The sequence below is a fragment of the Pikeienuella sp. genome (genome assembly GCF_046290545.1).
GTDB lineage: Bacteria > Pseudomonadota > Alphaproteobacteria > Rhodobacterales > Rhodobacteraceae > Pikeienuella.
On the sequence record NZ_JBKAGV010000017.1, the window covers coordinates 502,299 to 528,822 of the forward strand.

At 67.7% G+C, this 26,524-nt stretch carries 29 protein-coding genes; 26 read left to right on the top strand and 3 right to left on the bottom strand.

What is annotated here, in order from left to right:
- Positions 1 to 45: 45 nt before the first annotated feature.
- From folK to ACE37J_RS18970, 5 genes are all read left to right on the top strand, one after another.
- Positions 46 to 669, top strand: a complete 624-nt coding sequence (folK, locus tag ACE37J_RS18950) for a 2-amino-4-hydroxy-6-hydroxymethyldihydropteridine diphosphokinase (RefSeq protein ID WP_409714276.1) — start codon at positions 46 to 48, stop codon at positions 667 to 669.
- Positions 666 to 1,481, top strand: coding sequence for a class I SAM-dependent DNA methyltransferase (locus ACE37J_RS18955; RefSeq protein WP_409714279.1), 816 nt, complete (start codon positions 666 to 668; stop codon positions 1,479 to 1,481). The genes folK and ACE37J_RS18955 overlap by 4 nt, the downstream gene beginning before the upstream one ends.
- Positions 1,482 to 1,534: 53 nt before the next feature.
- Complete coding sequence (locus ACE37J_RS18960) at positions 1,535 to 2,230, top strand: CoA transferase subunit A (protein WP_409714282.1); 696 nt, start codon at positions 1,535 to 1,537, stop codon at positions 2,228 to 2,230.
- Between the two features lie 4 nt (positions 2,231 to 2,234).
- Positions 2,235 to 2,819 (top strand): hypothetical protein, encoded by a 585-nt coding sequence (locus tag ACE37J_RS18965; RefSeq protein WP_409714285.1) that lies wholly within the window; start codon positions 2,235 to 2,237, stop codon positions 2,817 to 2,819.
- Positions 2,820 to 2,902: 83 nt separating this feature from the next.
- A complete protein-coding gene (locus ACE37J_RS18970; RefSeq protein WP_409715478.1) occupies positions 2,903 to 3,532 on the top strand; it encodes a CoA transferase subunit B in 630 nt (209 codons plus the stop codon).
- On the opposite strand, the gene ACE37J_RS18975 is transcribed toward ACE37J_RS18970, so the two are convergent.
- Positions 3,525 to 4,934 carry a lytic transglycosylase domain-containing protein gene (locus ACE37J_RS18975; protein WP_409714288.1) on the bottom strand — a complete coding sequence of 470 codons (1,410 nt, stop codon included), beginning with the start codon at positions 4,932 to 4,934 and terminating at the stop codon, positions 3,525 to 3,527. The genes ACE37J_RS18970 and ACE37J_RS18975 overlap by 8 nt on opposite strands.
- 397 nt (positions 4,935 to 5,331) lie before the next feature.
- Between ACE37J_RS18975 and ACE37J_RS18980 the strand changes: the two genes are divergently transcribed.
- The 14 genes from ACE37J_RS18980 (at position 5,332) to ACE37J_RS19045 (ending at position 17,687) form a co-directional block, all read left to right on the top strand.
- A complete protein-coding gene (locus ACE37J_RS18980; protein ID WP_409714291.1) occupies positions 5,332 to 5,616 on the top strand; it encodes a hypothetical protein in 285 nt (94 codons plus the stop codon).
- A gap of 81 nt (positions 5,617 to 5,697) precedes the next feature.
- The gene (cpaB, locus tag ACE37J_RS18985) at positions 5,698 to 6,522 is read left to right on the top strand and encodes a Flp pilus assembly protein CpaB (protein ID WP_409714294.1); all 825 of its coding nucleotides are present in this window, start codon (positions 5,698 to 5,700) and stop codon (positions 6,520 to 6,522) included.
- Positions 6,523 to 6,643: 121 nt separating this feature from the next.
- Positions 6,644 to 8,059, top strand: coding sequence for a type II and III secretion system protein family protein (locus ACE37J_RS18990; RefSeq protein WP_409714297.1), 1,416 nt, complete (start codon positions 6,644 to 6,646; stop codon positions 8,057 to 8,059).
- 4 nt (positions 8,060 to 8,063) lie between these two features.
- Positions 8,064 to 8,705, top strand: coding sequence for an OmpA family protein (locus ACE37J_RS18995; protein WP_409714300.1), 642 nt, complete (start codon positions 8,064 to 8,066; stop codon positions 8,703 to 8,705).
- 52 nt (positions 8,706 to 8,757) lie between these two features.
- Entirely contained in the window at positions 8,758 to 9,291 is a 534-nt protein-coding gene (locus ACE37J_RS19000; RefSeq protein ID WP_409714303.1) for a TadE/TadG family type IV pilus assembly protein, read from the top strand.
- The gene (locus tag ACE37J_RS19005) at positions 9,288 to 9,887 is read left to right on the top strand and encodes a TadE/TadG family type IV pilus assembly protein (protein ID WP_409714307.1); all 600 of its coding nucleotides are present in this window, start codon (positions 9,288 to 9,290) and stop codon (positions 9,885 to 9,887) included. Before ACE37J_RS19000 ends, ACE37J_RS19005 begins: the two co-directional genes overlap by 4 nt.
- Before the next feature lie 27 nt (positions 9,888 to 9,914).
- Complete coding sequence (locus tag ACE37J_RS19010; protein ID WP_409714310.1) at positions 9,915 to 11,135, top strand: CpaE family protein; 1,221 nt, start codon at positions 9,915 to 9,917, stop codon at positions 11,133 to 11,135.
- Positions 11,136 to 11,289: 154 nt separating this feature from the next.
- A complete protein-coding gene (locus tag ACE37J_RS19015; protein ID WP_409714313.1) occupies positions 11,290 to 12,537 on the top strand; it encodes a CpaF family protein in 1,248 nt (415 codons plus the stop codon).
- Positions 12,538 to 12,543: 6 nt separating this feature from the next.
- Entirely contained in the window at positions 12,544 to 13,503 is a 960-nt protein-coding gene (locus ACE37J_RS19020; protein WP_409714316.1) for a type II secretion system F family protein, read from the top strand.
- 3 nt (positions 13,504 to 13,506) lie between these two features.
- Positions 13,507 to 14,487, top strand: a complete 981-nt coding sequence (locus tag ACE37J_RS19025) for a type II secretion system F family protein (protein ID WP_409714319.1) — start codon at positions 13,507 to 13,509, stop codon at positions 14,485 to 14,487.
- Positions 14,484 to 15,050 carry a tetratricopeptide repeat protein gene (locus tag ACE37J_RS19030; protein ID WP_409714322.1) on the top strand — a complete coding sequence of 189 codons (567 nt, stop codon included), beginning with the start codon at positions 14,484 to 14,486 and terminating at the stop codon, positions 15,048 to 15,050. Before ACE37J_RS19025 ends, ACE37J_RS19030 begins: the two co-directional genes overlap by 4 nt.
- On the top strand, positions 15,047 to 15,919 hold the full coding sequence (locus ACE37J_RS19035) for a tetratricopeptide repeat protein (RefSeq protein ID WP_409714325.1): 873 nt from the start codon (positions 15,047 to 15,049) through the stop codon (positions 15,917 to 15,919). Before ACE37J_RS19030 ends, ACE37J_RS19035 begins: the two co-directional genes overlap by 4 nt.
- Before the next feature lie 6 nt (positions 15,920 to 15,925).
- Positions 15,926 to 16,405 carry a prepilin peptidase gene (locus ACE37J_RS19040; protein WP_409714328.1) on the top strand — a complete coding sequence of 160 codons (480 nt, stop codon included), beginning with the start codon at positions 15,926 to 15,928 and terminating at the stop codon, positions 16,403 to 16,405.
- Positions 16,406 to 16,409: 4 nt separating this feature from the next.
- The gene (locus ACE37J_RS19045) at positions 16,410 to 17,687 is read left to right on the top strand and encodes an AAA family ATPase (RefSeq protein ID WP_409714331.1); all 1,278 of its coding nucleotides are present in this window, start codon (positions 16,410 to 16,412) and stop codon (positions 17,685 to 17,687) included.
- A gap of 6 nt (positions 17,688 to 17,693) precedes the next feature.
- Here the strand turns inward: ACE37J_RS19045 and ACE37J_RS19050 are convergent, their stop codons facing one another.
- Together ACE37J_RS19050 and ACE37J_RS19055 are read right to left on the bottom strand one after the other, a co-directional pair.
- Positions 17,694 to 18,041 (bottom strand): hypothetical protein, encoded by a 348-nt coding sequence (locus tag ACE37J_RS19050; protein WP_409714334.1) that lies wholly within the window; start codon positions 18,039 to 18,041, stop codon positions 17,694 to 17,696.
- A 52-nt stretch (positions 18,042 to 18,093) separates the two neighbouring features.
- On the bottom strand, positions 18,094 to 19,122 hold the full coding sequence (locus ACE37J_RS19055) for an NADP-dependent oxidoreductase (RefSeq protein ID WP_409714338.1): 1,029 nt from the start codon (positions 19,120 to 19,122) through the stop codon (positions 18,094 to 18,096).
- Positions 19,123 to 19,277: 155 nt separating this feature from the next.
- Here ACE37J_RS19055 and ACE37J_RS19060 point away from each other — a divergent pair, with 155 nt between their 5' ends.
- From ACE37J_RS19060 to ACE37J_RS19090, 7 genes are all read left to right on the top strand, one after another.
- A complete protein-coding gene (locus tag ACE37J_RS19060) occupies positions 19,278 to 20,087 on the top strand; it encodes an SDR family oxidoreductase (protein WP_409714341.1) in 810 nt (269 codons plus the stop codon).
- Positions 20,088 to 20,100: 13 nt separating this feature from the next.
- Complete coding sequence (locus ACE37J_RS19065; RefSeq protein ID WP_409714344.1) at positions 20,101 to 21,339, top strand: acyl-CoA dehydrogenase family protein; 1,239 nt, start codon at positions 20,101 to 20,103, stop codon at positions 21,337 to 21,339.
- A 44-nt stretch (positions 21,340 to 21,383) separates the two neighbouring features.
- Positions 21,384 to 22,262 (top strand): hypothetical protein, encoded by an 879-nt coding sequence (locus tag ACE37J_RS19070; RefSeq protein ID WP_409714347.1) that lies wholly within the window; start codon positions 21,384 to 21,386, stop codon positions 22,260 to 22,262.
- Between the two features lie 48 nt (positions 22,263 to 22,310).
- On the top strand, positions 22,311 to 23,360 hold the full coding sequence (locus ACE37J_RS19075; protein ID WP_409714350.1) for a phosphotransferase: 1,050 nt from the start codon (positions 22,311 to 22,313) through the stop codon (positions 23,358 to 23,360).
- A 31-nt stretch (positions 23,361 to 23,391) separates the two neighbouring features.
- A complete protein-coding gene (locus tag ACE37J_RS19080) occupies positions 23,392 to 24,285 on the top strand; it encodes a dihydrodipicolinate synthase family protein (protein ID WP_409714353.1) in 894 nt (297 codons plus the stop codon).
- A complete protein-coding gene (locus tag ACE37J_RS19085) occupies positions 24,282 to 25,457 on the top strand; it encodes an NAD(P)/FAD-dependent oxidoreductase (RefSeq protein ID WP_409714356.1) in 1,176 nt (391 codons plus the stop codon). The genes ACE37J_RS19080 and ACE37J_RS19085 overlap by 4 nt, the downstream gene beginning before the upstream one ends.
- An 81-nt stretch (positions 25,458 to 25,538) precedes the next feature.
- Positions 25,539 to 26,510 (top strand): HpcH/HpaI aldolase/citrate lyase family protein, encoded by a 972-nt coding sequence (locus ACE37J_RS19090; RefSeq protein ID WP_409714359.1) that lies wholly within the window; start codon positions 25,539 to 25,541, stop codon positions 26,508 to 26,510.
- The last annotated feature ends 14 nt before the right edge of the window (positions 26,511 to 26,524 follow it).

Genomic DNA, 26,524 nt, shown 5'->3' on the forward strand with positions numbered 1-26,524 from the left:
AAAGCTTGAGACATTCATCCGGACGTTCGCAAGTCGTGCGAAAATATGGGACTGGCCGGGGAATGCAATGTCGATTGTAGACAGGAACCCAACCGAACCGTGGAAATCTTTTCCGTTCTTGTTGCGTTCGGAGCAAACATGCCCTCCGCCCTCGGCGCCCCGCGCGAGACCCTGGAGGAGGCTTTGCGCCGGCTCGAAGCTGGCGGGGCGCGGGTGCGCGCCGCAGCGCGCTGGCGACGCTCGCCCGCTTTCCCGCCTGGCTCAGGGCCGGATTACGTGAACGGCGCCGCGCTCATGGAGACGGCGCTTGCGCCGGAAGCGCTTCTCGCGCTCCTGCATGAAGTGGAGCGGTCGCTCGGGCGGGAGCGGCGCGCCCGGTGGGCGGCGCGTGTCTGCGATCTCGACCTGATCGCCTGCGGCGATCTCGTCCTGCCCGACGCGAAGACGGCGCGCCGGCTCATGGCGCTCGGCCCCGAGGCGGCGGGCAGGGCCCCGGCGCCGGAGCGGCTCGTCCTCCCGCATCCGCGGATGCAGGAGCGCGCCTTCGTACTGGCGCCGCTGGCGGATGTGGCGCCGGGCTGGCGCCACCCGCTGACCGGGCGCAGCGTGTCCGAAATGCTCGCGGCCCTGCCTGAGGCGGCGCGGGCGGATGTGGAGATCATCGCATGACCGAAGCCGAGGAAGAGGCGCTGGCCGAGGCCTATGAGCGCGCGCTGGCGCTAGAGAAGGCGGGGGACCCGGCGGCGGCTGCGGCATGGGCCGAGGTTCTGGCGCTCGATCCGAGGGATCCGGGCGGCGCCGCGCTTCGCCTCGCCGCGCTCGGCGCCGCTCCGGCGCCTGACCGGGCCGCGCCCGCCTATGTCGCCACGCTCTTCGATCAGCATGCGGAGGTGTTCGACGGCATTCTCGTCGACCAGCTTGAATACGGCGCGCCGATGCTGGCGCGCGAGCGGATCCAGATGCTCGGGCTCGGCCCGTTCGGCGCGATGCTCGATCTCGGCTGCGGCACCGGCCTCGCGGCGGAGGCGCTGGAGGACATGACGGCGCGGCGCGTCGGGGTCGATCTTTCCGAGGGCATGATCGACGTGGCGGGGGAGAAGGAGCTCTACGATGACCTCTTCATCGGGGACGCGCTCCGTTTCCTCGAAGAGACGGACGAGACATGGGACATCGTGACGGGGATGGACCTTCTGCCGTATCTTGGCGAGGTCGCCCCGCTCTTCCGCGCCGCGCGCGCCCGGCTCGCGCCCGGCGGGCTCTTCCTTTTCTCGACCGAAACGCTGCCGGAGGAGGCTTTCGCGGGCGCAGCATGGCGCGTGACGCCGCACCAGCGCTTCGCCCATCGGGAGGCGGCGCTGCGGTCCCTCCTCGATGATGCGGGCTTCGAGACGATGGAGGCCACGCTGATAGCCCTCCGGCTCGAATCCGGCGCGCCGATCGCCGGCCATCTCTTCGTGACGCGGGCGCAACAGGCGGTTTGACAGCGCCCGCGCGAGGCGGGAAAACACGGGCGACGCCTCAGGAGGGAATCCCCATGAAGAAGGTCTATCCGGACGCCGCCGCCGCGCTCGACGGCCTCCTTTTCGACGGCATGACCATCGCTGCAGGGGGGTTCGGCCTTTGCGGGATCCCGGAACTGCTGATCGCCGCGATCCGCGATGCGGGGACGAAGAACCTCACCGTCGCCTCGAACAACGCCGGGGTGGACGATTTCGGTCTCGGGGTGCTGCTCCAGACCCGCCAGGTAAAGAAGATGATCTCCTCCTATGTCGGGGAGAACGCGGAGTTCATGCGGCAGTATCTTTCGGGCGAACTCGAGCTCGAATTCAACCCGCAGGGCACTTTGGCGGAGCGGATGCGGGCCGGCGGCGCCGGCATTCCGGGCTTCTACACGAAGACGGGCGTCGGCACCGTGATCGCGGATGGCAAGGAGCTGAAGGAGTTCGACGGGCAGACCTATGTCCTCGAACGCGGCCTCGTCATGGATCTCGCCATCGTCAAGGCCTGGAAGGGCGACGACATGGGCAATCTCGTCTATCGAAAGACGGCGCGGAACTTCAATCCGCCGGCCGCGACCTGCGGCAAGGTCTGCGTCGCCGAGGTTGAGGAGATCGTGCCGCGGGGCTCGCTGGACCCGGACATGATCCATACGCCCGGAATCTACGTCCACCGCATTATCCAGGGGACGCACGAGAAGCGGATCGAGAACCGCACGATGCGGGCCGCGTGAGCCGATGGGGCGGCGGCTCCTCTGGCTCGCCGCTCTTCTCCTCCTTGTCGGCCTCTGCTGGTTCGGCTTCCGCGAAGCGGGGCGGGACTATCTCGCCTTCTGGCTCGGCTCCGGCCCGCTGATCGGCCTCGCCACCATCGCCATCGGCTTCGCCTGGGGCGGGGTGGACCGGAACGCCGGGCTCGTATCGGCCGATCCGGCGGTCTATGCCGGCGCGGCGATGCAGCTTGCGGGCCTGCCGCTCTTCGTCTTTGGCGGGCACATTCGCGCGCGGGGCGCCGCGATCTCGGCTTGGGACCGGCTGATCGCCCTCCCGCTCGCGCTCGTCTATCTTGGCGCCATGCTCGGCTGGCTCCTGCTCATCGCGCCGGCGCAATATTTCGCCTTCCTCGTCTTCGGCGCCCCCTCCCGCATCGCGCTCGCCTCCGGCTGGCGGGGGGCGGCGCGGCTGGAGCAGGGGCGGCTCGACATTGTCGAGGGCGCAGCGCCCCCACCCGGCTACTGGGACGCGACGATGCGGGAGAAGCCGGTCTCCCTCGCTTCCGCCTTCCTTGCGGCGGGGCTCGGACTCGCCGCCTTCATCGGCTGAGAGCGGCCTCGCGCGGCGGCGCGGAATGTGGGAGACAGCGCATGATCAGAATCGGCGGCCGCGCCGCGACGGAGGAGAACGGGATGCCCTGGGACCGGAACCAGATGGCGGCGCGCGCCGCGCAGGAACTGCAGGACGGGACCTGCGTCAATCTCGGCATCGGGATTCCCACGCTTGTCTCGAACCACATTCCCGCGGGCGTGGACGTGACGCTGCAATCCGAGAACGGGATGCTCGGCATGGGCCCCTTCCCGACCGAGGACGCGGTGGACCCGGACCTCATCAACGCCGGCAAGCAGACCATCACCGAGCTCGACCGCACCTCCTATTTCGACAGCGCGACGAGCTTCGGCATGATCCGCGGCGGGAAGATCGCAATGGCGATACTGGGAGCGATGGAAGTGTCGGAAACGGGCGACCTCGCCAACTGGATGATCCCCGGCAAACTCGTGAAGGGCATGGGCGGGGCGATGGACCTCGTCGCCGGCGTCGGCCGCGTGGTGGTCATCATGGATCATGCGAACAAGGCCGGGGAGTCCAAGCTCCTGAAGGAATGCACCCTCCCGCTCACCGGCAAGGGCGTGGTGGACCGGATCATCACCAATCTCGGCGTGTTCGACGTGGTCCCCGGCGGGCTGAAGCTCGTCGAGCTGGCCGACGGCGTGACAATGGAGGAGGTCGAGCGGCTGACCGAGGCGACGCTCGTCAGTTAGGCCGCTCCGCCAGGACGCAGGGCGCGCGCGGCCCCTCCGGCGGCGCGAGGCAGAGCCCGCGCGCCTCGTGATAATAGCCGAGGACGACGGGCACATAATCCCGCGTCGCCCTGTCCCCCGGCACGCCGCCTTCGTCGACTACAGCGCGCTCCCCGGCGGCGTAGCCCGCCAGCGCCAGCACCTCGTCCTCCCCGAACCGGGCGAGGAGGCGGGAGAGATGGTCCGCCGCGCCGCGGATGTTCTCCGCCGGGTCGAGCCGGTCGGCGACGCCGAGCCGCGCCGCGTCCTCCGGCAGGAGGAGGCCGAGGCCGCGCCGCCCGCCTGGCCCCTTCGCATCCGGGTCGCCGCCGCTTTCCGCCGCGACGAGGGCGATGAGCAGCGCCTCGGAAAGCTGCGCGCCTCGTGCCGCCGCTGCGATCTCCGCCCGCCATAGGTCCGCCACTTCGGCAGCCTTGGCGCGCAGGAGCGGCGCGCCGATCCTCTCCGACGCCGCGGCGGCGAGGGCCGGGGTCCGGGCCGGGTCCGCCGCCTCCAGACCCGGGGCGACGCCTTGCCAGAACCAGTCTCCGCGCGGCGCGCGGGCGGGCGCGGGCGCCTCGCCGTTGAGGTTCTGAGGCGGGCGGCGTGGCGCGGCGGTCAGCGCGCAGTCCGCCCGCGGGCCAGGCGACGCAGGCAGGCAGAGCGCCCGCGCCTTGTGGAAATAGGAAAGGACGATTGGCACGTAGTCCCGCGTTTCGTCGAAGGGCGGGACGCCTCGGTTCCGGACCACCGCATTTTCGCCGGCATTGTAGCCTGCGAGCGCCAGCACGGCGTCCTCCTCGAACATGGCGAGTAGGAAGGAGAGATAGGCGGCCGCGCCGCGAAGATTCGCCGCCGGGTCGAACGAATCCGCGACGCCGAATCGCTGCGCAGTCCCCGGCATGAGCTGGCCGAGCCCCTGTGCGCCGGCATGGCTCACCGCACGGGGATTCCCCGCGCTCTCGGCCGCCACCAGCGCGGCGAGGAGCGCGGGGGAGATCTTCGCGGCGCGGGCGGCGGCCTCGATTTCCGATTTCCAGGCCCCGGCCACGGCCTCGATCCGCGCCCGCTCGGCCGCGCCCGCGATCCGGGACGCGGCGGAAGCGAGCGGGAGCAATCGGGCAGGGTCCGCCGCGTCCGCTCCCGGGGCGGCGATGCGCCAGAACCAGCCATGCGCCTGCCCGCCGCCGCGCCGCCCGGGCGGCGAGGATCTCGCGGAGGGCGCTCCGGTGACGGTGACGGTGATCCGCTTCCGGGCGCCTGCCGCCGGCGGCTTCACCACCTTGAAGCTCCTTGCGCCCTGCGTCTCCGCCGATGCAGGGCCCGGTCCGCCGGCTGTCGCAAGGACGAAGAGAGCGAGGATGAAGAGCGCGCGAATCACCATGCCAAAGATTCCTGCATTGGCGCATCAGTGCTTGAGCGGGCGGATTCGACGCCCTTGTGCAGCGCGAACCATCTCCGTTCATGCATTTATGCGTCCTTCACGAATGGTGGACATAAACGCAATCGAATCCCGAAGGCAATCAACGCATTGTATATAATGGATTATCATCGCCGGAGGCGCGGCGATGAGCGCAGAATCGCCTCCATCCGCGCAAAATCCAGCGAATAAGTTAATTTGGCGCCGAAAGAATGAAGTGCTATTTCTCATATCGGAGATGCGGCGGGCGCCCCAGTGGGTGGGGTTCCGGCGGCGGGCTTGGGCGAGCTTGTCTGTCTGTCCATGTTCTCGTCGGATCGTTCGGGCGCGTTTACCTGTGTCTAGCATGTGGAGGGAGTACATGCGCATGTCTTTCAACTCGTTCCGGCGCTTCGGCGCCAACGATTCCGGCGCCGTGACGGTCGACTGGGTTGCGCTTACGGCGGCCGTGGTCGTTATCGGCATCGGCCTCGCTTATGCGATCTTCGGCGACGGAACGACCGGCGTCGGCGGCCTCGTGACCAACCTGACGACCGAGATCAACCAGGCGGCCACGAACCTTGAAGCTGCGGTGCCCACTGCGCTTCCGGATCCAGCCGGCGGCGGCGGCACTGGCAACGAGACTCCGCCGGACAGCACGGAATAAGGTTTCTCGCCTCGCTCTTCGTTCCGTTATTTGGCCACGATCACTACATATGACGTGACCAGCGAATAGGGGAGCGGGGAAATGCGGATCATCGCGGTCATCATCCTGATCTTCGGCGTCGCCCTCGCGGGCGGCGCCGTATTCTTCGCTGCCGAACGCTATGCGGCGATCGAGGCCGCGCTGGCGCAGAAGGCGGCCGAGGCGGCGCGAGCCTCCGCTCCGGCCATCGCCACGAAACCGATGGTCGTAGCGACGCGCACACTCCGCTCTGGCGAGCAACTGACGCCGGACGCCACGCGGATCGTGGAGTTTCCCGAAGACGCCGCTCCGGCGAACGGGTTCGCATCGGCGGAGGAGCTCTTCGGCGACGGGCGCGAATCCCGTATCGTCCTGCGTGCGATCGAGCCGCAGGAGCCGATCCTGAAGACCAAGGTGACCGGCTTCGGCGAGCGCGCGACCATGGCCGCGCAGCTCACCCCCGGAATGCGCGCCTTCACGCTGCGGATCGACGCGGTGACGGGCGTCGCCGGCTTTCTTCTGCCAAACGACCGGGTGGATGTGTTCCTCACCCGCACAGACCGGGACGGCCTGACCTCGAACCTCATCATGCAGAACGTCAAGGTCATCGCGGTCGACCAGTTCGCCGATCAGGACGCGAATCGCGCACGGCTCGCGCGCACCGCGACCGTCGAGGTTTCCCCCGAGGATGCGCAGAAGCTGGCGCTCGCGCAGCAGGTCGGCCGCATCTCCCTGGGGCTTCGGCAGGTCGACGAGAACAGCGTGATCGAGGATGCGCGTCCGGTGGACATCGGGGATGTTCTGAACGTGGAGGAGGTTGAGCCGGCGCCGGCGCCCCCGGCAAGGCGACTCTGCGTGCGCAAGGGGATCGACCTGATCTGCGAATAGTCTCTCGCGGCGCAGCATTAAGGAAGTCTTGTAACACACAGTTTCGCTTGCGTTTTCGGATTTGATTGCTACGGTTGTCTCTGTCGGGCGTCTTGCGCCCATCCGAAACGGGGTTGCAGCCATGCGCCTTCGCCGCCTTTTTGTGGCGCTCATCCTAGCTCTGCCGCCGCTCGCGATGACGGCGGAGAGCGCCGCCGCGCAGGCAGGAAACGTGCTTCGCGCCGCCCGCGGCGTCGCTTCGGACGATGTGACCGTCTTCGTGAACCGCGCCATCGTGCTCGAAAGCGCGCAGCGCTTCACGGAGGTTTCCGTTGCGAATCCGGCGATTGCCGATGTCGCCGCGCTGTCGGACCAGACGATCTACATTCTCGGAAAGGCGACCGGCGTGACGACGCTGACCCTGCTCGGGGAGGCCGGACGGCTCATCACCAATGTGGACGTCAAGGTCACGCCGGACCTTTCCGAGTTCAAGCAGCGGCTGCGCGAGGTGCTGCCGACCGAGCGGATCGAGGTTCGCGAGGCGAATGGCGGGATGATTCTTTCCGGCGTCGTCTCCGGCGCTCGGAAGATCGAGACGGCGATGAATCTCGCAGCACGCTATGCGGGGGAGAACGTCTCCAACCTGATGACCGTCGGCGGCACGCAGCAGGTGATGCTGAAGATCCGCTTTGCGGAAATGCAGCGCTCGGCGGCCAAGAGCCTCGGGTTCAACCTCGGCGGCGCGGCGGGGAGCGTCGGCGACTCGGTGGTCGGTGTCGGCGAGACGGGACAATTCCTTAGCGTGCCGTCCAACAACGCCGGCGGCCAGACTTTCACTGATGCTTCCGGCGCCTTCGGCGTCTTTCGCGTGCTTGCCAATTTCGGAGACGTGTTGATCGACGTCGTGCTTAACGCGCTCGAGACGAAGGGCCTCGCCCGTTCTCTGGCGGAGCCGAACCTTGTCGCACTGTCGGGGGATACGGCGAGCTTCCTCGCCGGCGGCGAGGTGCCGATCCCCGTCTCGGGCGACGAGGGGGAGATCACGGTCGAGTTCAAGCCCTTCGGCGTCGGCCTCTCCTTCACGCCGACGGTGGTGGACGAGGATCTTATCAATCTCGAACTGGAGACCGAGGTCTCCTCACTCGACACGTCGGTTCAGGTCATCGCCAACGGCATCGCGCTCACCGGCTTCTCGACGCGGCGGGCGCGGACGACGGTGGAGCTCCGGGACGGGCAAAGCATCGCCATCGCCGGCCTCCTGCAGGAGAACTTCACGGACGGGAAGACGCAGCTGCCCTTCCTGGGCGATATTCCCGTGCTCGGCACGCTTTTCCGCAGCGCCAGCTTCAACCGGAACCAGACCGAGCTCGTCATCATCGTGACGCCCGTGCTCGTTACCCCGGTCGATGCGGGGGAGCGGCTCTCCCTCCCGACGGACCGGGTGCGCCTGCCGAACGAGCAGGAGCTGTTCCTGCTCGGCGAGGTGGAGGGGCGCGGCGTGGCGCCGGAAGTCGCCAGCCAGGATTTCGACGGGCCCTTCGGCTACATTCTGGAGTGAAGCGATGCGCATCCTCTCCCTTCTCGCCGGGGCCGCGCTCCTCGCCGGATGCACGACGGAGGTGGGCCTTCACGAAAACGCTGCGGCTACCTTTGGCGGCGCCTATCAGCGCAACGAGCTGATCCAGTCCGCCGCCTGGCGGAGGGGCCGCTTCCTCGAAGCCGAGCGCGCCCGATTCGCGGCCGAGACGCCCGCAACCGTGACCTTCGCCTTCGACAGCGCCGCGCTCGACGCCGAGGCGCGCGCCGCACTCGACGCGCAGGCGCGCTGGCTCGCCGCCAATCCCGACATCAGGGTGCGGGTCGCCGGCCACACCGATCTCGTCGGCGGCGAGGACTACAATGATCGTCTCGGCCTCCGCCGGGCGCGGGCGGCGGCGCGGCATCTCGCGCTCCGCGGGGTCGAGCGGAGCCGCATCGACGCGGTCGAAAGCCGGGGGGAGCGCGAGCCCGTCGTCGCTACCGAGGAGCGGGAGCGACGCAACCGGCGGGCGGAGACGGCGGTGGCCGGCTTCGTTCATGGCTTCGTGGGCGACGGAATGGATGGCCGCCGCGCCGCTTTGATGTATACCCGTTACAGGACCGACAATGTCGAGCCGCCGGCGAGCGCGAACACCACGACGGTGTCCACGGGAGATGGCGGCTGAGATAGTACGACGGAGCCGCGCCCCTCCGGTACGGGCGCGATCGGGGTGTGAGATGGCGCCTGGTGCGAGGCGGGAGAGCTGGTTTCGCGAGCGCGTCCTGAAGCGGGCGCGAGCGGCGCGCGGCTGCCTGCGCCGCTTCCTCGGCGACGAGCGCGCCTCCGTGACGGTGGATTTCGTCATTTCCATTCCGATCCTGCTCGCCGTTCTCGTGCTCACCACGGAATACGGGCGGATGCTGCAGATGCGTTCGACCCTGGAGAACGCCGTCGCCGACGCCGCGCGCTATCTGAGCCGCGTGCCGCTCGATGCTTCGGGCTCCTCGTTTCCGGCCCCCGTTGTCGAGATGGCGGAGGGCCTTATCGTATCGCGCGTCAACACGCCCCATCTCGCGATCGCGGCGCCGGTGGTCGGCGATGCGGGCGGCGTGACGACCGTGCGGCTTTCCGCCGCGGCCGGGGTTCCGACTCCCGCGCTCGGAATTCTGGCGATCTTCGGATCGAAGACGAATGCGGACGGGTTGCCGATCGAGGATATCGAAGGGCTCGTCATCACCGCCTCCGAGACTGTCCGGCACTTCGGGAGATGAAGGCTCGCTCGCCCTCCTTCGGCCGGGACGAATCCGGCGCGGCGACGATAGAATACGTTATTCTCCTCTTGCCGCTGATAGCGCTCGTCTTCACCTCCTTCCAGATCGCACTGGCTTATCACTTCGCGCTGACGGCGCAGAAGGCGGTCGAGCTTGGGGCCCGGATCGCCGCGGTCAGGGACCCGGTGCATACAGGCATTCCTCGGGAGAACGCCGCGGCCCCCGGCGCCCGCGTCGGCGACAGCTGCGCGCTTGGCGGCTGTGCGGCGCCGGGAGGGCCCTGGCGCTGCTCCGGCTCCGACCTCGGCTCCGCCGATTGCGATGCGGCGGCCTTCTCCGCCATCTTCGACGAGGTCGGGCGGATCGCCTATCTCCTGTCGCCGGACGATCTGACCGTGACCTATTCCTACGCCGCGCTCGGCTTCGCGGGGGGGCCGTTCACGCCGATCGTCGAGGTGACCATTGAAGAGCGACCCTTCTTCCTCCAGTTTTTCTTCAATCTTGCGTTTGGTTCGGGGGAGGATGCATCGAGGCGGCTGACGCTTCCGGCGGTGGCGGCCTCGGCCATCGCGGAAGACCTGAGTTCGACCAATTGATGCGCGCGGAGCGCTGAAGGAGCGGAAGTGCTGCTGAGACGTGACCGAGAGGCGCAGGCGGACGCCGTCGTCTCCTTCATGACGGCGGACGGCGCGGTCGCGCTGAAGCCGCAGCTCGACGCTGCTTTCGGCGGCGACGGCTGGGTCGCGGCCGACATCCGGTCGGCGATGGGCGCGGTGCATGACGTGGCCGCGGAGGGTGGGCGTTTCCTCGTGATCGGCGTTCGCGACGAGGCGGAAGGGGAACTCGGCGCGGCGCGCGAACTCATCGCCGAGGCGAAGCTCTCGGGCCTGAAGGTCATCCTCCTCGCCGAGAGCCTGAGCCCCGCGGCGATGCACGGGCTCATGCGCGCCGGGGCGGACGACTTCGCCCCGCTGCCGCTGCCGCCCTCGGCGCTGGCGGAATCCGTCGCCCGGCTGCGGTCGGGCGGTATGCAGCCTTTCGGCGGATCGTCCTCCCGCAACGGCGCCGTTTTCCCTGTATACGGAGCCGCGGGCGGCGTGGGGGCGACGACCTTCTGCGTCAACCTCGCGTGGGAGACGGCACTCGAGGTTGCGAAATCCGGCAAGCAGGTCGCGCTGCTCGACTTCAATTTCCAGTACGGGACGGTCGCAACCTTCCTCGATCTGCCGCGGCGCGAGGCGATCTACGAGTTGCTCTCCGACACGTCCACCATGGATGAGGAGGGATTCAGCCAGGCGCTTGCCGATTATTCCGGGCGCATGGCGGTGCTCACCGCGCCGATGGACGTGCTCCCGCTCGATATAATCGGGCCCGAGGATGTGAAGACGATGCTGGACCTTGCGCGCGCGAGCTACGACTTCATTTTCGTCGACATGCCGCAGACCCTCACCCACTGGTCCGACCTTGTGCTCAATGAATCGGAGCGCTTCTTCGCGATCATGCAGACCGACATGAGGAGCGCGCAGAACATGCTGAGATTCCTCCGCGCCGTGAAGGCGGAAGACCTGCCGATCGAGAAGATCGCCGTCGTCCTCAACCGCGCGCCGCGTTTTACCGATCTCAGCGGCAAGAGCCGGGCGCGGCGGCTCGAACAGAGCCTCGGGGTGGAGTTCGTCGTCCGCCTGCCGGATGGCGGGCGTCAGATCGCGGCAGCTTGCGACCAGGGCGCGCCGCTCGCGAAGGCGGCGCGCGGGAATGCGCTCCGGAAGGAGATCCGACGCGTAGCGCGCGGCCTCGTGCGCAGCGTCGAGGCGGCGCGGTCCGAGACGGCGGGGGCGCGCTGACATGTTCAAGCGCTACCGCAGCCCCGAGCCGCCCCGGGCCAAGCAGGTCCCAGTGATCCAGACCCAGCCGAGCCCGCCGCCCCGCCGCGCCCCGGGCCCCACGGCGGAGGACCAGGGCGACATACGACGGCGGCGGCGCCTCCTTGATCTGCGTGTGACCATCCACCAGCGCCTTCTCGAGAGCCTGAACCTCTCCGCCATCGAGGATGCGCCTGAGGCGGAGCTCAGGCAGGAGATCGCCGCGATCAGCCGGGAGACGCTCGCCGATATCGGCGTCGTCGTGAACGCGCAGGAATTCGAGACGCTGATCGGCGCGTTGATCGACGAGGTGACGGGGCTCGGCCCGCTGGAACCCCTGTTGAAGGACCCGACTGTCACGGACATCCTCGTGAACACGCATACCCAGTGCTTCGTCGAACGCTTCGGTAGGCTCGAGCTGACCGAGGTGCAGTTCAAGGATGAGCGCCACCTGATGCGGGTGATCGACAAGATCGTCTCCGCCGTCGGTCGCCGGGTTGACGAAAGCCAGCCCTGGGTGGACGCGCGGCTGAAGGATGGCAGCCGCGTCAACGCCCTCGTCCCGCCATGCGCGGTGGACGGGCCGCTCCTCTCCATCCGCAAGTTTTCCAAGCAGCCATACGGAATCGACAAGTTGCTGGAGTTCGACGCTTTCTCGGAGGATATGGCGCTCTTCCTCCAGGCCGTCGTCGGCACGCGGCTCAACGTGCTCGTCTCGGGAGGGACGGGCTCCGGCAAGACGACGACGCTCAACGCCCTCTCCTCCTTCATCTCGAACGTTGAGCGGATTGTCACGATCGAGGACACGGCGGAGCTCCAGCTCCAGCAGGTCCATGTCGGCCGGATGGAGAGCCGCCCGCCCAACATCGAAGGCAAGGGCGAGGTAAGCCAGCGCGACCTCCTCCGGAACGCGCTCCGCATGCGGCCCGACCGCATCATCGTCGGCGAGGTTCGCGGCGGCGAGGTGCTGGACATGCTTCAGGCCATGAACACCGGCCATGACGGTTCGATGACGACGATCCACGCAAACAGCCCGCGCGACGCGATCGGCCGGATCGAGAACATGGTCTCCATGGCCGGGGTCGACATGCCGATGAAGGCGGTGCGCGCGCAGATCGCTGCGGCGATCCATGTCATCGTCCAGGTCTCCCGCCTTGCGGACGGGACCCGGCGCATGGTCTCTATCCAGGAGATCACGGGCATGGAGGGCGATGTCGTCGCGATGCAGGAGATCTTCCGCTTCGACAGGCGCACGGTCGCGGAGGACGGGCGGGTGATCGGCGACTATGTCGCCACCGGCATCCGCTCCGCCAATGCCGACCGGTTCCTGCAATGGGGCGTGGCGCTGCCGCAGGATCTCTTCGCCCCCGGCCGGCGAGGCTGACCGGCCATGCTCGGCCCCGTCCTCTATGCGATGATCTTCATCGGCGTGCTGATGATCGTGGAGGGCGTCTATCTCCTGATCTTCGGCAAGAGCCACAGCCGCGAGAACAAGGTCAATCGCCGGCTCCGACTGCTTCAGAAGGGCGCGGACCGGGAGGAGGTTCTGGTCAAGCTCCGCAAGGAGCAGGAGCGGCATCAGAACGCGCGGGAGATTCCGCTCTTCTCCGCCGTCTTCGAGAAGGCGGCGCAAGCCAATGTGCCCCTCGCACCCTCGACCCTCGTCATCATCATGCTCGCCATCGCGAGCGCAGCCTTCGTGATCTTCTCCGTCGCGACCTCCGCCGGGCCTCTCGTGCGTGTGACGGTGGCGCTCGCTCTCGGCTACGCCTCTGTCTTCCTGTGGCTGAGGAACAAGGCGAAACGGCGGCTCCAGATGTTCGAGGAGCAGCTTCCCGATGCTGTGGACCTGATCGTCCGAAGCCTTCGCATCGGCCACCCCTTCACCGCGGCGGTGAACATCGTGGCGCAGGAGATGCCCGACCCGCTCGGCTCCGAGTTCGGCGTGATCGCCGACGAGAGCACCTACGGCATGCCCGTAACCGAAAGTCTCGACCGGCTCGCGGCGCGGGTGGATGTGCCGGATCTCCGGTTCCTCGCCGTCGCGGTCACCATCCAGTCGCAATCGGGCGGCAACCTCGCCGAGATCCTCAACGGACTCAGCCAGGTCGTCCGCGCCCGGTTCAAGCTCTTCCGCAAGGTCGCCGCGATCACGGCGGAGGCGCGGTGGTCCGGCTGGTTCCTCTCCATCTTTCCCATCATCGCGCTGCTTCTCGTCCAGATCGTTCAGCCCGGCTACTATGACCGGGTATCGGACCATCCGCTGTTCGTGCCGGGCACGATCATCGTGAGCATTCTGCTGATCGTGAACGTGTTCTTCATGCGCTGGATGGTGAACATCAAGGTCTGAGCGATGGAGCGGCTCTTCGACATCGCCTGGCGCACGGCGACCGAGGCATTCGGGCCCGGCGGCCCGTTCTATGTGCTGGCGGCGATCGGCGCGCTTCTCGTCCTCGTCGCCGCGCCTCTGGCGCTCCGGCGGAAGGAGGATCCGGTCGAACGGCTCGAGCGGATGGACCGGGGCCGCGAGCAGAGCCGCACTTCCGAGGCCCTGCGGCTGGACCGGGACAAGCCGCGCTTCGAGGCTCTGGCGCCCTATCTCGAACCGTCGGATGCGGGGCAGCTTTCGGAAGTCCGCGCCCGGCTCCTGCGCGCCGGCTACAGGACGCGCTCCGCCGTCAGGATATTCTATCTCGCAAGGGCGGGGCTCGCCGTCGGGCTGGTCGTGTTCTTCCTCCTCGTCATCGGCCTGACGAGCGAGCAGCCGGACCCGGGGCGGCTCGTCGTCGTCTCTGCGCTCGCCGGGATATTCGGTTATCTCGCGCCCTCCTGGTGGATCTCCCGCCGCCGCAAGCTCCGCCAGCAGGAGATGGCGGACGGGTTTCCGGATGCGCTCGACCTCATGCTCGTCTGTGTGGAGGCCGGCCAGTCCCTCGACCAAGCGATCATCCGGGTCGCGGGCGAGGTTAGGGAGGCGCATGGCGCGCTGGCGGAGGAATTGCAGATCGTCTCCGCGGAAATGCGCGCCGGCAAGGATCGTGCGCTCGTCCTGCGCGACTTCGCGGACCGGACCGGAGTCTCCGACATCTCGGCTTTCGTGACGGTGCTCGTCCAGTCCGTCTCCTTCGGAACGTCGATCTCCGCCGCGCTTCGCGTCTATGCGGCCGAGATGCGGGACAAGAGGCTTATGCGGGCGGAGGAGAAGGCCAATACGCTGCCCACGAAGCTGACCCTAGGCACGATGTTCTTCACAGTCCCGCCGCTCATGCTGATCCTGATCGGCCCGTCGCTGATCGAGATCATCCGGGCGCTGGCGAATTTCAACAACCGATGACGCGCCCGCTCGCGGCGTTCGCGCTCCTCTTCGCGCTATCGGCCTGCGCCCCGCAGCCGCCCGGCGCCGCCTCCGCCGAGCCGCCGGAGGAGATCGGGCTGAGGCTGCTCGCGCAGGATCAGCCCGAAATGGCGCTCCGCGCCTTCAACCGCGCCATCGCCGCCGCCAACGGGCCCGTGGCGCGCGCCGAGGCGATGACGGGCGCCGGCGTCGCCATGATCCGCCTCGGACGGATGACCGAGGCGGCGCGGATGCTGGAGGCGGCCATCGCGCTTGCGCCCGACGCGCCGGGCGCGCCCGTCACGCTCAACGCGCTCGGCGTCGCGTCCTACGCCGCAGGGCGGCCTGAAGAGGCGCTCGCCGCCTTCCGCCGCGCCGAGGCGCTCGTCAGCGGCGAGGACCCTGCGATCCGCGCGAATATCGCGCTGGCCGAGGCGGTGCTCGAAGAGGCGTCGGCGGACGTCGAACTGGACGAGTTCGACTACGATGTGATTCAATACGGTCATGGCGTCTGGCGCCTTGCGCCGCGGCGCGCCGCCGCTCCGGAGGAACGCCGACCATGACCCGCCTTCGCCGCCTCGCCGCTCTCGGCCCGCTCGCCGGCTTTCTCCTTCTCGGCGCCTGCGCGGAGCCGTTCGACGCCCCATCCGAGGGCGAGACGGGCGCGACGGAGGCGGTGAACGCGATCGACGCGGCCGGGCTCAACGATCTGATGCTCACCGTCTCCGACCCGGAGACCGCGGTTAGCTATTTCCGGCGGGCGCTCGACGAGACGCCGGAAAGGGCCGATCTGCGCCGCGGCTACGTCCTCGCTCTCGCCCGTGCGCGCCGCTTCGCCGAGGCGGTCGAGGTCTTCGAGGGGCTGGAGGCGGACGGGCTGGCGGATGACGCCCTGCGCGTCGAATATGCGCACAGCCTCGCCCGCCTCGCCCGGTGGGAGGAGGCGGCGAACCAGCTCGCGCTCGTCTCCTCTTCGCTGGATACGCCGCGCCGCCACCTGATCGACGCGATGCTCGCCGACCAGAGGCAGGACTGGGCGGGGGCCGACGCGGCCTACGAGGCCGCCCGCCGCCGCGCGGTGAATCCGGGGGCCGTTCTGAACAACTGGGGCGTCAGCCGCCTCTCGCGCGGCGATGCGGCGGCGGCGGCGCGAACCTTCGAGGAGGCGCTCTCCTTCGACCCGCGGCTCTTCAACGCGAAGAACAACCTTGCCGTGGCCCGCGCGCTCGAAGGGGAATACAGCCTGCCGCTCGTCAGCCTCTCGGAAGAGGAGCGGGCGACCCTTCTCCACAATGTCGGCGTCGTCGCGCTCCGACGCGGAGACGTGGAGGCGGCGAAGGGCCTCTTCTCCATGGCCGTCGCCGCGCATCCGCGCTTCTATCCCGAAGCAGCGGAGAAGCTCGCGGCGCTTCAGGCCAGCGTGTCGAACTGACCGGCGATGAGCTTCGATGCGCCCCTCATTGCGCTCCTGATCGCAACGCCGCCGGCGCTGGCAGTCGCCGTGTCCGACCTGCGCACAATGCGCATTCCGAACTGGCTGACCGGAGCGACCGGAGTTCTCTTTCTCGGCTTCGTCTTTCTTGCCCTGCCTGCCGAGGCGGCGCTATGGAGGCTCGCTGGCGCGGCGATCGTGCTCGCCTGCGGCTTCAGCCTCTTCCTTCTCGGCGTGATTGGCGGCGGGGACGCGAAGGCGGCGGCTGCCTTCGCGCCGCTCATCGCGCCGCACGATGCGGGGGCCGCGCTCGTTCTCCTTTCCCTTTCGGCGCTCGTCGGGCTGATGATCCTCTCTCTCCTCAGGCGCACGGCGCTCGCCCGCGGGGGCTGGGCCGTCTGGTCCGCCCGGCGCGCCTTTCCCTATGGCGTCGCGCTTTCCTCGGCGCTCCTGATCTATCTCGCCCTCGCGGCGTTCGCGGTCTGACGCAATGAAGGGACATCCGCCGCCCTCGCCCCGAAAGCTGGAGGAGACAGGGCTGGAGCCCGGCTTCCTGCTCGACCACATGGTGCGCAGCATCTATCGCCTCGGGCCGGAGACGCCTTCGGAGATCGCCGCGGCGCTAAAGCTCGCGACGCCCATCGTCGACGGGCTGATCGAGGAGGCGCGGGCCGCGCGTCTCCTGCAGACGCTCGGCGTCCGCTCGGGATCGGTCGCTGCGGAAATGCGCTACGAGCTTTCGGAGGCGGGGCGCGCCTGGGCGCTCGATTCCCTCAGACAGACTGAATATGTCGGCCCTGCGCCCGTGCCGCTCGCGCAGTTCGTCGTCCAGGTTGCGCGCCAGAGCATCCGGACGGAGACGATCGACCGCGCGCGCCTCTCCAAGGTGCTCGCCGGTCTGACCCTGCCGGAGCGGGTGACCGGCGCCGTCGGCCCGGCGGCGAACTCCGCCTCCTCCATGCTGCTCTACGGCCCGCCCGGAAACGGCAAGTCTTCCATCGCGAAGGCGATCTGCGCGGCCTTCCGCGACGCCGTTTTCATACCGCACGCCATCGAGCTGGATCGGCAGATCATCACTCTCTTCGACGCGACGGTTCACCGCGTCGTGCCTCTGGCGCGGCAGGGGGAGGGCGGGCTCCGGCTCACGCTCGGTTTCGACAAGCGCTATCAGGTCTGCCGCCGCCCTGTGGTCGTGACCGGCGGCGAGCTGACCATCGACATGCTCGACCTCTCCTTCAACGCGACGACGCATATCTACGAGGCGCCCTTGCAGCTGAAGGCCGCGGGCGGCGTCTTCGTGATCGACGATTTCGGGCGGCAGCGGGAGCAGCCGCAGGCGCTCATCAACCGCTGGATCATCCCGCTGGAGCGGAGCGTCGACTATCTGACGCTCCAGACCGGCCGGAAGCTGGAGGCGCCGTTCGACACGCTGGTGATCTTCTCCACCAACATCCCGCCGCGGCAACTGGTGGACGACGCCGCGCTCCGCCGGATCCGGCACAAGATCGAGGTCGGCCGCCCGGACCGGGAGGATTTCATCCGCATCCTCGTCGAGGCCTGCCGCCGCCGGGCGGTGCCGCCGGAAGAGGAGGGGATCGCCTTCCTCCTCGCCGAGCTCTATGGCGAGGGCGGCGCGGACTTTGCCGCCTATCACCCGGAATTCCTGCTCGATCAGCTCGCCGCGATCAGCGCCTATGAGGGCGTGGAGCCGCGGCTCACGCCCGCGCTGCTTCGTCGCGCCTGGGGGAACCTCTTCACCTCGGCCTGAAACGTTTCAGGGCAGCGGCAGCTCCAGCACCCGCGGGCTCCAGCCGTCCACATTGTCCCGCGCCTCGATCATCACGCGGGAGACGCCTTCGGGGATCGCGACGCCGCCGAGCGAGCGGGTGAAGGGCTGTTCGTCCACATGCGGATGGAGAAGCGTCCGCTGGCCATAGACCGCGCCGTCCGGCCCGACGACGCGCCAGGCGTCCGCGTAGTGCTCCCAGCCCGTGTCCTCGTGGCGGAGAGTCACGTCGAACCGCCAGCCGCCCGCCTCCTTCGTCGCCCTGGCGTCCACGACTTCCACTTCTCCGGCGAAGGCGGGAGAAGCGGCGAGGGCTATCAGGAGAAGGGCGCGCATGACCGGTACATTCATCGCGATGCGTGATTCGGCAATTTCAGAGGCCCCCGCTTCACGCCACCTTGACCACAGCCTTGCCGAAATTCGAGCCCGTCATCAGCGAGAGGAATGCGGCGGGGGCGTTCTCTAGCCCCTCCGTCACCGTCTCCCGCGTCTTGATCTCGCCCGAAGCGACGAGGGGCGCGGTCTCCTTCAGGAACTCGCCCTGTTTCTCCGCATGGTCGAAGACGATGAAGCCGCGCACGGAGATGCGCTTCGTGAGGATTGCGCGCCAGACCCCGCCGAACCTGTCGGGCCCCTCATAGGGTCCGGTGGCGTTGTAGCCGCTGATCATGCCGCAGACCGGGATTCGCGAGAAATCGTTCATCAGCGGGAAGACCGCTTCGAAGGTGACGCCGCCGACATTCTCGAAATAGATGTCGACGCCGTTCGGGCAGGCCCCCTTCAGCTTCGCCTTCAGCTCCGGGTCCTTGTGGTCGACGCAGGCGTCGCAGCCGAGAACCTCGACCGCATAGGCGCATTTCTCCGCGCCACCGGCGACGCCGACGACTCGGAGCCCCTTCCTCTTCGCCATCTGGCAGACCATCGCGCCGACGGCGCCGGTTGCGGCGGAGACGACGATGGTCTCCCCTTCCACCGGACGCCCGTGGATGTTGAGCCCGACCCAGGCGGTGAAGCCCGGCATGCCCAGCGCGCCGACGGACAGCGACGGCGAAAGCGTCGTCCCCCAGCCGAGCGCGGGGTCGAGCCTTGTCAGCCCCTCGCCGGAATGGCCCTGCTCATGCGCCCAGTTCATCAGCCCCATGACGAGGGAGCCGACCGGGAATTTCGGGTTGTCGCTCGACGTCACCTCCGCCACGCCGCCGGAATAGATCGGCTTTCCCGGCTCGAAGGGCTGCGCGTAGGACTTGGCGGAGGACATGCGGCCGCGAAGATACGGGTCCACGGAGAGCCAGAGCAGCTTGAGCGCGACGCCTCTCGCCGGCGCCGTCGCCGGCGCGGCGTCGCGGATCGTAAAGGTGTCGCTCGTCGGCATCCCGACGGGGTAGGCGCTCAGCAGGATTTCCTTGGCTGCGGTCATGGTTCTGTCTCCTCCGGTTTGGCGCGGACCCTAGCCCGGCGGCGCAGGCGCGGCCATAGTGACGCTAGGTCAGACCGGCCATGCGCGCGAGGGGGCTTGCGCCGGGCGGCGCGGCGGATAGGGTTCCGCAAAACCAGAAAAAGGGAAGGGGACGCATGGGCGCGCTCGACGATCTGTTCAGCCTCGCCGGCAAGACCGCGCTCGTCACCGGCGGCGCTACGGGCATCGGGCGGATGGCGGCGACGGGCCTCGCCGGCGCCGGCGCCCGCGTCCTCATCGCCTCCCGCAAGGCGGAGATGTGCGAGACGACGGCGAAGGAGATCAACGATCTCGGCCTTCCCGGCTCCGTGGAGGGCTTCGCCGGCGATGTCGGAACGGAGGAGGGATGCGCCGCGCTGGCCGCCGAAGTCGCGGCGCGGACGGGCAAGCTCAACATCCTGATGAACAACGCCGGCCTCACCTGGGGCAAGCCCTATGGCGAGTTCCCCTTCTCCGCCTGGGAGAAGGTGATGCGGGTGAACGTCTCCGGCCTCTTCCACCTGACGCAGCTCCTCACCCCGCTGCTGGAGAAGACCGCGACGCTGGAGGACCCGGCGCGCGTCATCAATGTCGGCTCCGTGATGGGAACGGCGCCGATCGGCGTCGGCGCCTATTCGTATTCCGCCTCGAAGGGCGCGGTGCATCACCTGACGAAGATCCTCGCCACCGAACTGGCGGAGAAGCGCATTACGGTGAACGCCATCGCCCCCGGCCCCTTCCAGTCCAACATGACCGCCTTCGCGACGGCGGACGCCGAGAACCGGGACAGGATCGGCGCGAAGACCCCGCTGGGCCGCATCGGCATGCCGGACGACATCGCCGGGCTGATGGTGTTCCTGAGCGCGAAGGCCGGCGCCTATGTGACCGGCGCGATCATACCCGTTGACGGCGGCATTCATGTCGAAACCGTCAAGGACCTTTTCTGAGGAGACGACGACGATGATGAACCTGGATGTGAGCGACAAGGTCCGCCCGCTGCTCGACGCGGTGGCGAAGATGCTGGTGGAGAGAGTCTATCCGGTAGAGGCCGAGTTCGAGGAAGAGATCGGCAAGCATCCCAAGGGCCGCTTCCACCATACCGACCGGCAGCTCGAAATTCTCGACGGCCTGAAGAAGGAGGCCAAGGCGCGCGGGCTCTGGAACTTCTGGCTCACGGATTCCGAACGCGGCTACGGTCTCAACACGGTCGAATACGCCTATCTCGCCGCCGAGATGGGGAAATCCAAGCTCGGGCCCGAGACCTTCAACTGCTCCGCGCCGGACACCGGCAACATGGAGGTGCTGGAGCGCTACGGCACCGAGAAGATGAAGAAGGACTGGCTCGAAGACCTTATGGAGGGGAAGATCCGCTCCGCCTACCTGATGACCGAGCCGCAGGTCGCCTCCTCCGACGCCACCAACATCTCGATGTCTGCCGTGCGCGAGGGCGACGAATGGGTTCTGAACGGGGAAAAGTGGTGGGCCTCGGGCGCCGGCGATCCGCGCTGCAAGGTCTACATCGTTATGACGAACACGGACGCCGGGAACGAGAACAAGCATCGCCGCCATTCGATGATCCTCGTCCCCGCCGGCACGCCGGGCGTTGAGGTGCTCCGCCCGATGCAGGTCTTCGGGCAGGATGACGCGCCGCATGGCCACATGCACATGCGCTTCACCAATGTCCGCGTCCCGTACGAGAACCTGATCCTCGGAGAGGGCCGTGGCTTCGAGGTTTCCCAGGGCCGCCTCGGGCCGGGCCGCATCCACCACGCCATGCGCGCCATCGGCGCGGCGGAGCGGGCGCTCGAGTCGATGTGCCGGCGCGCCCTCTCCCGCACCGCCTTCGGCAAGAAGCTGGCGGACCTCGGCGCGAACCATGACATCATCGCCGAGTGCCGGATGGAGATCGACATGGCGCGGCTCCTCTGCCTCCAGACCTGCCACATGATGGACACGATCGGGAACCGCGCGGCGGCGCCGTGGATTTCGAAGATCAAGGTCATCGCCCCCCGCGTCTCGCTGAAGGTGATCGACGAGGCGATCCAGATGCATGGCGGCATGGGCGTGAGCCAGGACACGCATCTGGCGGACGCCTGGATCCACCAGCGCACGCTTCGCCTCGCGGACGGGCCGGACGCGGTGCATCGCCGCGTCATCGCCCGCGACGAGTTGAAGAAATACACCAACGAAGCGGTCTAAAGGGTAAGCCTGTCGATAAAGACCTGAGAAAGACGTAAGCGAGCATGGCGACTTTCGACCTCCGAGAAATAAAAGACGAGCGTGGCTTTGTCTTGCATTTCGGAGGTCGTCCTCATGAGGTGAATACTTATGTATTTGCCAATGCTCTTGTGGCGATCTCTGATGTATTTCGAGAGATCAACTCACAAGTTAATATAGATCGTTCGATTGAGCTTAGGCTAGAGGCCGTTGGCCCAGGTAGCTTTCGAGCGAAGTTTCGGGGTGTCCCAAAGACCTTTGCTGGGCTCATCAAACAAGCATTCACGCTTGGGATAGTTCCAATTGCTGTAACCTATATATACAATAACTATATTGATCCGTCGAAGTTCGAGATTATTGTATCGGATGATTATGTAATAATACAAGATGGAAATGACAGAATTATCATACCGAAGAAAGAATACGAAGCAAGCCAGAAGCTTCCAAATCCAAGCCGCGTTGACGAGAAGTTCAATAAAGCCATTGATGCGATTGAGGATGACTCGTCGATTGAAAGTATTGGTATTACCGCCAACCTTGATGATGAGGTGCCACTTGTAGACCTGCCGCGGGATACGTGGGCTCGAATTCGCGAGAGAAGAGAAACAGAGACCCCCGAGGAGGGAAACCGTGAGGCCACTGAAAATGCGCATCTCTATATTGTGAAAGCAGTTTTCTCCGGCGGTAGAAGAAAATGGGAATTTGCTTGGCGAGGCATAAAGATATCAGCCTATATTGAAGATCAGGAATTCCTCGGGAGGATTTACTCAGGGGAAATAAAAATTGGGAATGGAGACTCAATAGAATGTGATCTGAGAATAAGCCAAATGTTAACATTTCCAGATAGAGTCTGGATCAACAAAGAATATACTGTTGATTTTGTTCATAAATTTATCCCACGGTAGGGAACTAAAGACCTATTCGGCGGATGAAGTGCTGGAGGAGCCTAAGTGATGAGTTCGCCTGATCAGGCCCATGCGGCGGCGCGGATCGATCTGGAGGCGGTGGAGAGATACCTCTCCGCCGCGCTCCCCGGCTTCCGCGGCCCGCTGACGGCGGAGAAGACGCCCACCGGGCAGTCGAACCCGACCTTCATCCTCAAGGCCGGCTCCGGCGAATACGTGCTCCGGCGGAAGCCGCCGGGGCCGCTCCTCAAGTCCGCGCATCAGGTGGACCGGGAGTTCCGCGTGATGCGCGCGCTGAAGGAGACGGACGTGCCGGTGCCGGAGGCTCTCGTCCTCTGCGAGGACGAAAGCGTCGTCGGCACGATGTTCTACGTGATGAACCGGGTGCCCGGGCGGATCATCTTCGACCCGGCCGTCCCAGGCGTCTCCGTCGAGCACCGGCGGGCGATGTACGAGGACATGAACCGCGTCCTCGCCGCGCTCCACATGGTGGATCACGAGGCCGTCGGCCTCGGCGATTTTGGCCGCCCCGGCAGCTATTTCGCCCGCCAGCTCTCCCGTTGGACGAAACAGTACCGCGCCTCGGAGACGGAGACGATCCCCGACATGGAGGCGCTGATCGCCTGGCTGGAGGAGCGGGTTCCGGCGGATGATTCACGCACCTCCATCGTTCACGGCGACTACCGGATCGACAACCTGATCTATCACCCGACGGAGCCGCGCATCGTCGCCGTGCTGGACTGGGAGCTTTCGACCCTCGGCCACCCGATCGCAGACCTCGCCTATCAGCGGATGCAGGGCCGCCTGCCGCCGGGTGAGGTCGGCCGCGGGCTCGCGGGGGTGGACCGGAAGGCGCTCGGCATTCCATCCGAAGACGAATATGTCGAGATGTACATGAGGCGGGTCGGGCTCACCTCCATCCCCGAACTCACCTTCGCCACCGCCTTCAGCTTCTTCCGCATCTGCGCCATTCTCCAGGGCGTCAAGAAGCGCGGGCTGGACGGCAACGCCTCCAACCCCGAGGCGGCGATGCGGATGGGCGACAAGCTGCCGGGCATGGCCCGCCTCGGCATCGAGTGCATCGAGACAGAGGGCTGAGGCCCCGCCCGGCCCGAAAAGGAACACTCCCGTGCCCCATATACCCCCGCGCGGCGTCGTCGCGCCGAATTTCACGCCGTTCAACGACGATCTGAGCATCGCGCAGGACCTGTTCATCGAGCACGCGCTCGCGCTGCTGGACGAAGGCTGCGCCGCGCTCGCGCCTTTCGGGACGACAGGGGAGGCGCTTTCCGTCGGCGTGGAGGAGCGCATCGCCGCTCTGGCCGCGCTGATCGCCGCGGGGGCCGACCCGGCGAAGCTCATCCCCGGCACGGGGCTCACCAGCCTCGCGGACACGGCGAAGCTGACGCGCGCCTGCCTCGACATGGGCTGCGCCGGGGCGATGGTCCTGCCGCCCTTCTATTACAAGAATGTCCATGATGACGGGCTCTTCGCCTGGTTCGCGCGGCTGATCGAGACAGTGGATCACCCGGGCTTCGCCCTCTACCTCTACCACATCCCGCAGGTCGCCGGCGTGGGGATGCCGATCCCGGTCGTCGCCCGGCTCTTCGCGGAATTCGAGGAGGTGGTCGGCATCAAGGATTCTTCCGGCAACGAGGCGAATCTGGAGGCGCTGCTCGCCATCGAGGGGCTCGTGGTCTATCCGGCGGCGGAGACGGCGCTGCCGCTCGCCCTGCCTCGGGGCGCGCCGGGCTGCATCACGGCGACGGCGAACCTGAACGCTAGCGCCATCGGGGAGCTCATCTCGGCCTACGACCGCAGCCCGGAGGAGGCGACGGCGCTCCAGCCCGCCGTCACCGCCTTCCGCAAGGCCGCCTCCGCCCATTCCTTCATCGAGTCTCTGAAGCGGGTGAAGGCGCTGTCGACGGGCGAGCCGCGCTGGGCGAACGTCCGCCCGCCGCTCCTCCCCTTCGACAGGGACAAGGGCGCCGCGCTCGGGCGGGAGCTCGGGCTCTTGCCGTGACCTGGGACGCGATCGTCCTCGGGGCCGGCGCCGCGGGGATGTTCGCGGCGGCGGAGGCGGCGAAGCGGGGGCGGCGCGTCCTCGTGCTCGATCATGCGGCGAAGCCGGGGGAGAAGATCCGCATCTCCGGCGGCGGGCGCTGCAACTTCACCAATCTCCACGCCCGGCCCGAGACCTTCCTCTCCGAAAACCCGCGCTTCGCCGCCTCCGCGCTTTCCCGCTACACGCCGCTCGACTTCGTGGCGCTGATGGAGGCGCACGGGCTCGGCTGGCATGAGAAGACGCTCGGCCAGCTATTCTGCGATCAGCGGTCGGGCGCGGTCGTCACGATGCTGCTGACCGAGATGGGCGATGCGGGCGCGACCCTGCGGCTCTCCGAACCCGTGGAGCGCGTGGAGCGCATCGAAGGCGGCTTCCGCGTCCTCTCGGCAAGCGGCGCGGAGGAGGCGGAGGCGCTGATCGTCGCCACCGGCGGCAAGTCGATCCCCAAGATGGGGGCGACCGGCTTCGCCTACGATCTCGCCCGCCAGTTCGGGCTCGCCGTGACGGAGACGCGCCCCGCCCTCGTCCCCTTCACGCTGCCGCCCGCGCTGCTCGAACGCCTCCGCCCGCTCGTCGGCGTCGCGGCGGAGGCGGAGGTGACGGGCGGCGGCGCAAGCTTCGCCGAGGGGATGCTCTTCACCCATCGCGGGCTTTCCGGCCCCGCCATGCTCCAGGTCTCCTCCTTCTGGCGGGAGGGGGAGGCGCTTCGCGTCGCCTTCGGGGCGCGAGAGGCGGCGCTGGCCGCGCTCAAGGCCGCGCGGGCCGAGGGGCCGAAGCGCGCGCTCCGCACCGCCCTCGCCGCCTTCCTGCCGAAGGCGCTGGCGGACTGGATCGAGGCCGAGACAGGCGAGTCCCGCCCCCTCGCCGAACTATCCGACCGGCGGCTGGCCGAGATCGCCGCCTTCGTCTCCGGCTGGGAGGTGAAGCCGACCGGGACGGAGGGCTACCGCACAGCGGAGGTCACGCTCGGCGGCGTCTCCACCGGGGCGCTGGACGGGAAGAGTCTCGCCGCCCGCGCTGTCCCCGGCCTCCATTTCATCGGCGAATGCGTGGACGTGACGGGCTGGCTCGGCGGCTACAATTTTCAGTGGGCCTGGGCTTCCGGCTTCGCGGCGGGCCGCGCCGTCTGACCCTCCCGCGTTTGACATGATGCGGCGCAACATAATAACCCTGCACCGCAACACCACGAAACGATCCGACCCGGAGACGCCATGAGCTTCACAGTCCAGCCCGCCGGCCCCGCCCGCCCCAGCCGCTGCCAGCTCTTCGGCCCGGGCTCGCGCCCCGCGCTCTTCCCGAAGATGGCCGCCTCCGCCGCGGATGTCGTCTCCATCGACCTCGAGGACAGCGTGGCGCCGGCGGACAAGCCGGCCGCGCGGGAGGCGGCGATCGAGGCGATCAACGGGATCGACTGGGGGAAAAAGGCGCTCTCCGTCCGCATCAACGGGCTCGACACCGAATGGTGGCACCAGGACGTGACGCAGCTGATCGAGCGGACGAACGGCCGGCTCGACCTCATCATGATTCCGAAGGCCGGCAACGGGAAGGACGTCTACGCGGTGGACGCGGTCGTCAGCGCCGCCGAGGCCGCCTCCCGCAAGACGAAGCGCGTCGGCCTTGAAGTCATCATCGAGACGGCGGCGGGCGCGCAGAACGTGGACGAGATCGCCGCCGCCTCGCCCCGCCTCCAGTCCATGAGCTTCGGCGTCGCGGACTACGCCGCCTCCATGGGCATGACCGTCACCGGGATCGGCGGCACGCAGGACGATTACTACATGCTCTCGAACGCGGAGCCGCGGACGGCGACGCCTGTCGACCCCTGGCATTATCCGATCACCCGCATGGTCGCCGCCTGCCGGCAGCATGGAATCCTTCCGCTCGACGGCCCGTTCGGGGACTTTTCCGACCCGGAAGGCTTTCTCGCGCAGGCGCGCCGCTCCGCCACGCTCGGCTGCGTCGGCAAATGGGCGATCCATCCGAGCCAGGTCGCGCTCGCCAACGAGGTCTTCACCCCGCCGGCGGAAAAGGTGGAGCGGGCGCGCCGCATTCTCGCTGCGATGGAGGCGGCCGAAGCTTCCGGGCAGGGCGCCGCGGTGCTCGACGGCAAGCTGATCGACATCGCATCCTGCCGGCAGGCCCGCGTCATCGTCTCCATGGCGGAGCTGATCGAGGCGGCAGGCTGATCGCCCGCCAGACG

Coding starts and splice junctions, on each gene's coding strand:
- folK (WP_409714276.1), top strand. CDS start 46: ATGGGACTGGCCGGGGAATGCAATGTCGATTGTAGACAGGAACCCAAC.
- ACE37J_RS18955 (WP_409714279.1), top strand. CDS start 666: ATGACCGAAGCCGAGGAAGAGGCGCTGGCCGAGGCCTATGAGCGCGCG.
- ACE37J_RS18960 (WP_409714282.1), top strand. CDS start 1,535: ATGAAGAAGGTCTATCCGGACGCCGCCGCCGCGCTCGACGGCCTCCTT.
- ACE37J_RS18965 (WP_409714285.1), top strand. CDS start 2,235: ATGGGGCGGCGGCTCCTCTGGCTCGCCGCTCTTCTCCTCCTTGTCGGC.
- ACE37J_RS18970 (WP_409715478.1), top strand. CDS start 2,903: ATGCCCTGGGACCGGAACCAGATGGCGGCGCGCGCCGCGCAGGAACTG.
- ACE37J_RS18975 (WP_409714288.1), bottom strand. CDS start 4,934: ATGGTGATTCGCGCGCTCTTCATCCTCGCTCTCTTCGTCCTTGCGACA.
- ACE37J_RS18980 (WP_409714291.1), top strand. CDS start 5,332: ATGCGCATGTCTTTCAACTCGTTCCGGCGCTTCGGCGCCAACGATTCC.
- cpaB (WP_409714294.1), top strand. CDS start 5,698: ATGCGGATCATCGCGGTCATCATCCTGATCTTCGGCGTCGCCCTCGCG.
- ACE37J_RS18990 (WP_409714297.1), top strand. CDS start 6,644: ATGCGCCTTCGCCGCCTTTTTGTGGCGCTCATCCTAGCTCTGCCGCCG.
- ACE37J_RS18995 (WP_409714300.1), top strand. CDS start 8,064: ATGCGCATCCTCTCCCTTCTCGCCGGGGCCGCGCTCCTCGCCGGATGC.
- ACE37J_RS19000 (WP_409714303.1), top strand. CDS start 8,758: ATGGCGCCTGGTGCGAGGCGGGAGAGCTGGTTTCGCGAGCGCGTCCTG.
- ACE37J_RS19005 (WP_409714307.1), top strand. CDS start 9,288: ATGAAGGCTCGCTCGCCCTCCTTCGGCCGGGACGAATCCGGCGCGGCG.
- ACE37J_RS19020 (WP_409714316.1), top strand. CDS start 12,544: ATGCTCGGCCCCGTCCTCTATGCGATGATCTTCATCGGCGTGCTGATG.
- ACE37J_RS19025 (WP_409714319.1), top strand. CDS start 13,507: ATGGAGCGGCTCTTCGACATCGCCTGGCGCACGGCGACCGAGGCATTC.
- ACE37J_RS19030 (WP_409714322.1), top strand. CDS start 14,484: ATGACGCGCCCGCTCGCGGCGTTCGCGCTCCTCTTCGCGCTATCGGCC.
- ACE37J_RS19035 (WP_409714325.1), top strand. CDS start 15,047: ATGACCCGCCTTCGCCGCCTCGCCGCTCTCGGCCCGCTCGCCGGCTTT.
- ACE37J_RS19040 (WP_409714328.1), top strand. CDS start 15,926: ATGAGCTTCGATGCGCCCCTCATTGCGCTCCTGATCGCAACGCCGCCG.
- ACE37J_RS19045 (WP_409714331.1), top strand. CDS start 16,410: ATGAAGGGACATCCGCCGCCCTCGCCCCGAAAGCTGGAGGAGACAGGG.
- ACE37J_RS19050 (WP_409714334.1), bottom strand. CDS start 18,041: ATGCGCGCCCTTCTCCTGATAGCCCTCGCCGCTTCTCCCGCCTTCGCC.
- ACE37J_RS19055 (WP_409714338.1), bottom strand. CDS start 19,122: ATGACCGCAGCCAAGGAAATCCTGCTGAGCGCCTACCCCGTCGGGATG.
- ACE37J_RS19060 (WP_409714341.1), top strand. CDS start 19,278: ATGGGCGCGCTCGACGATCTGTTCAGCCTCGCCGGCAAGACCGCGCTC.
- ACE37J_RS19065 (WP_409714344.1), top strand. CDS start 20,101: ATGATGAACCTGGATGTGAGCGACAAGGTCCGCCCGCTGCTCGACGCG.
- ACE37J_RS19070 (WP_409714347.1), top strand. CDS start 21,384: ATGGCGACTTTCGACCTCCGAGAAATAAAAGACGAGCGTGGCTTTGTC.
- ACE37J_RS19075 (WP_409714350.1), top strand. CDS start 22,311: ATGAGTTCGCCTGATCAGGCCCATGCGGCGGCGCGGATCGATCTGGAG.
- ACE37J_RS19090 (WP_409714359.1), top strand. CDS start 25,539: ATGAGCTTCACAGTCCAGCCCGCCGGCCCCGCCCGCCCCAGCCGCTGC.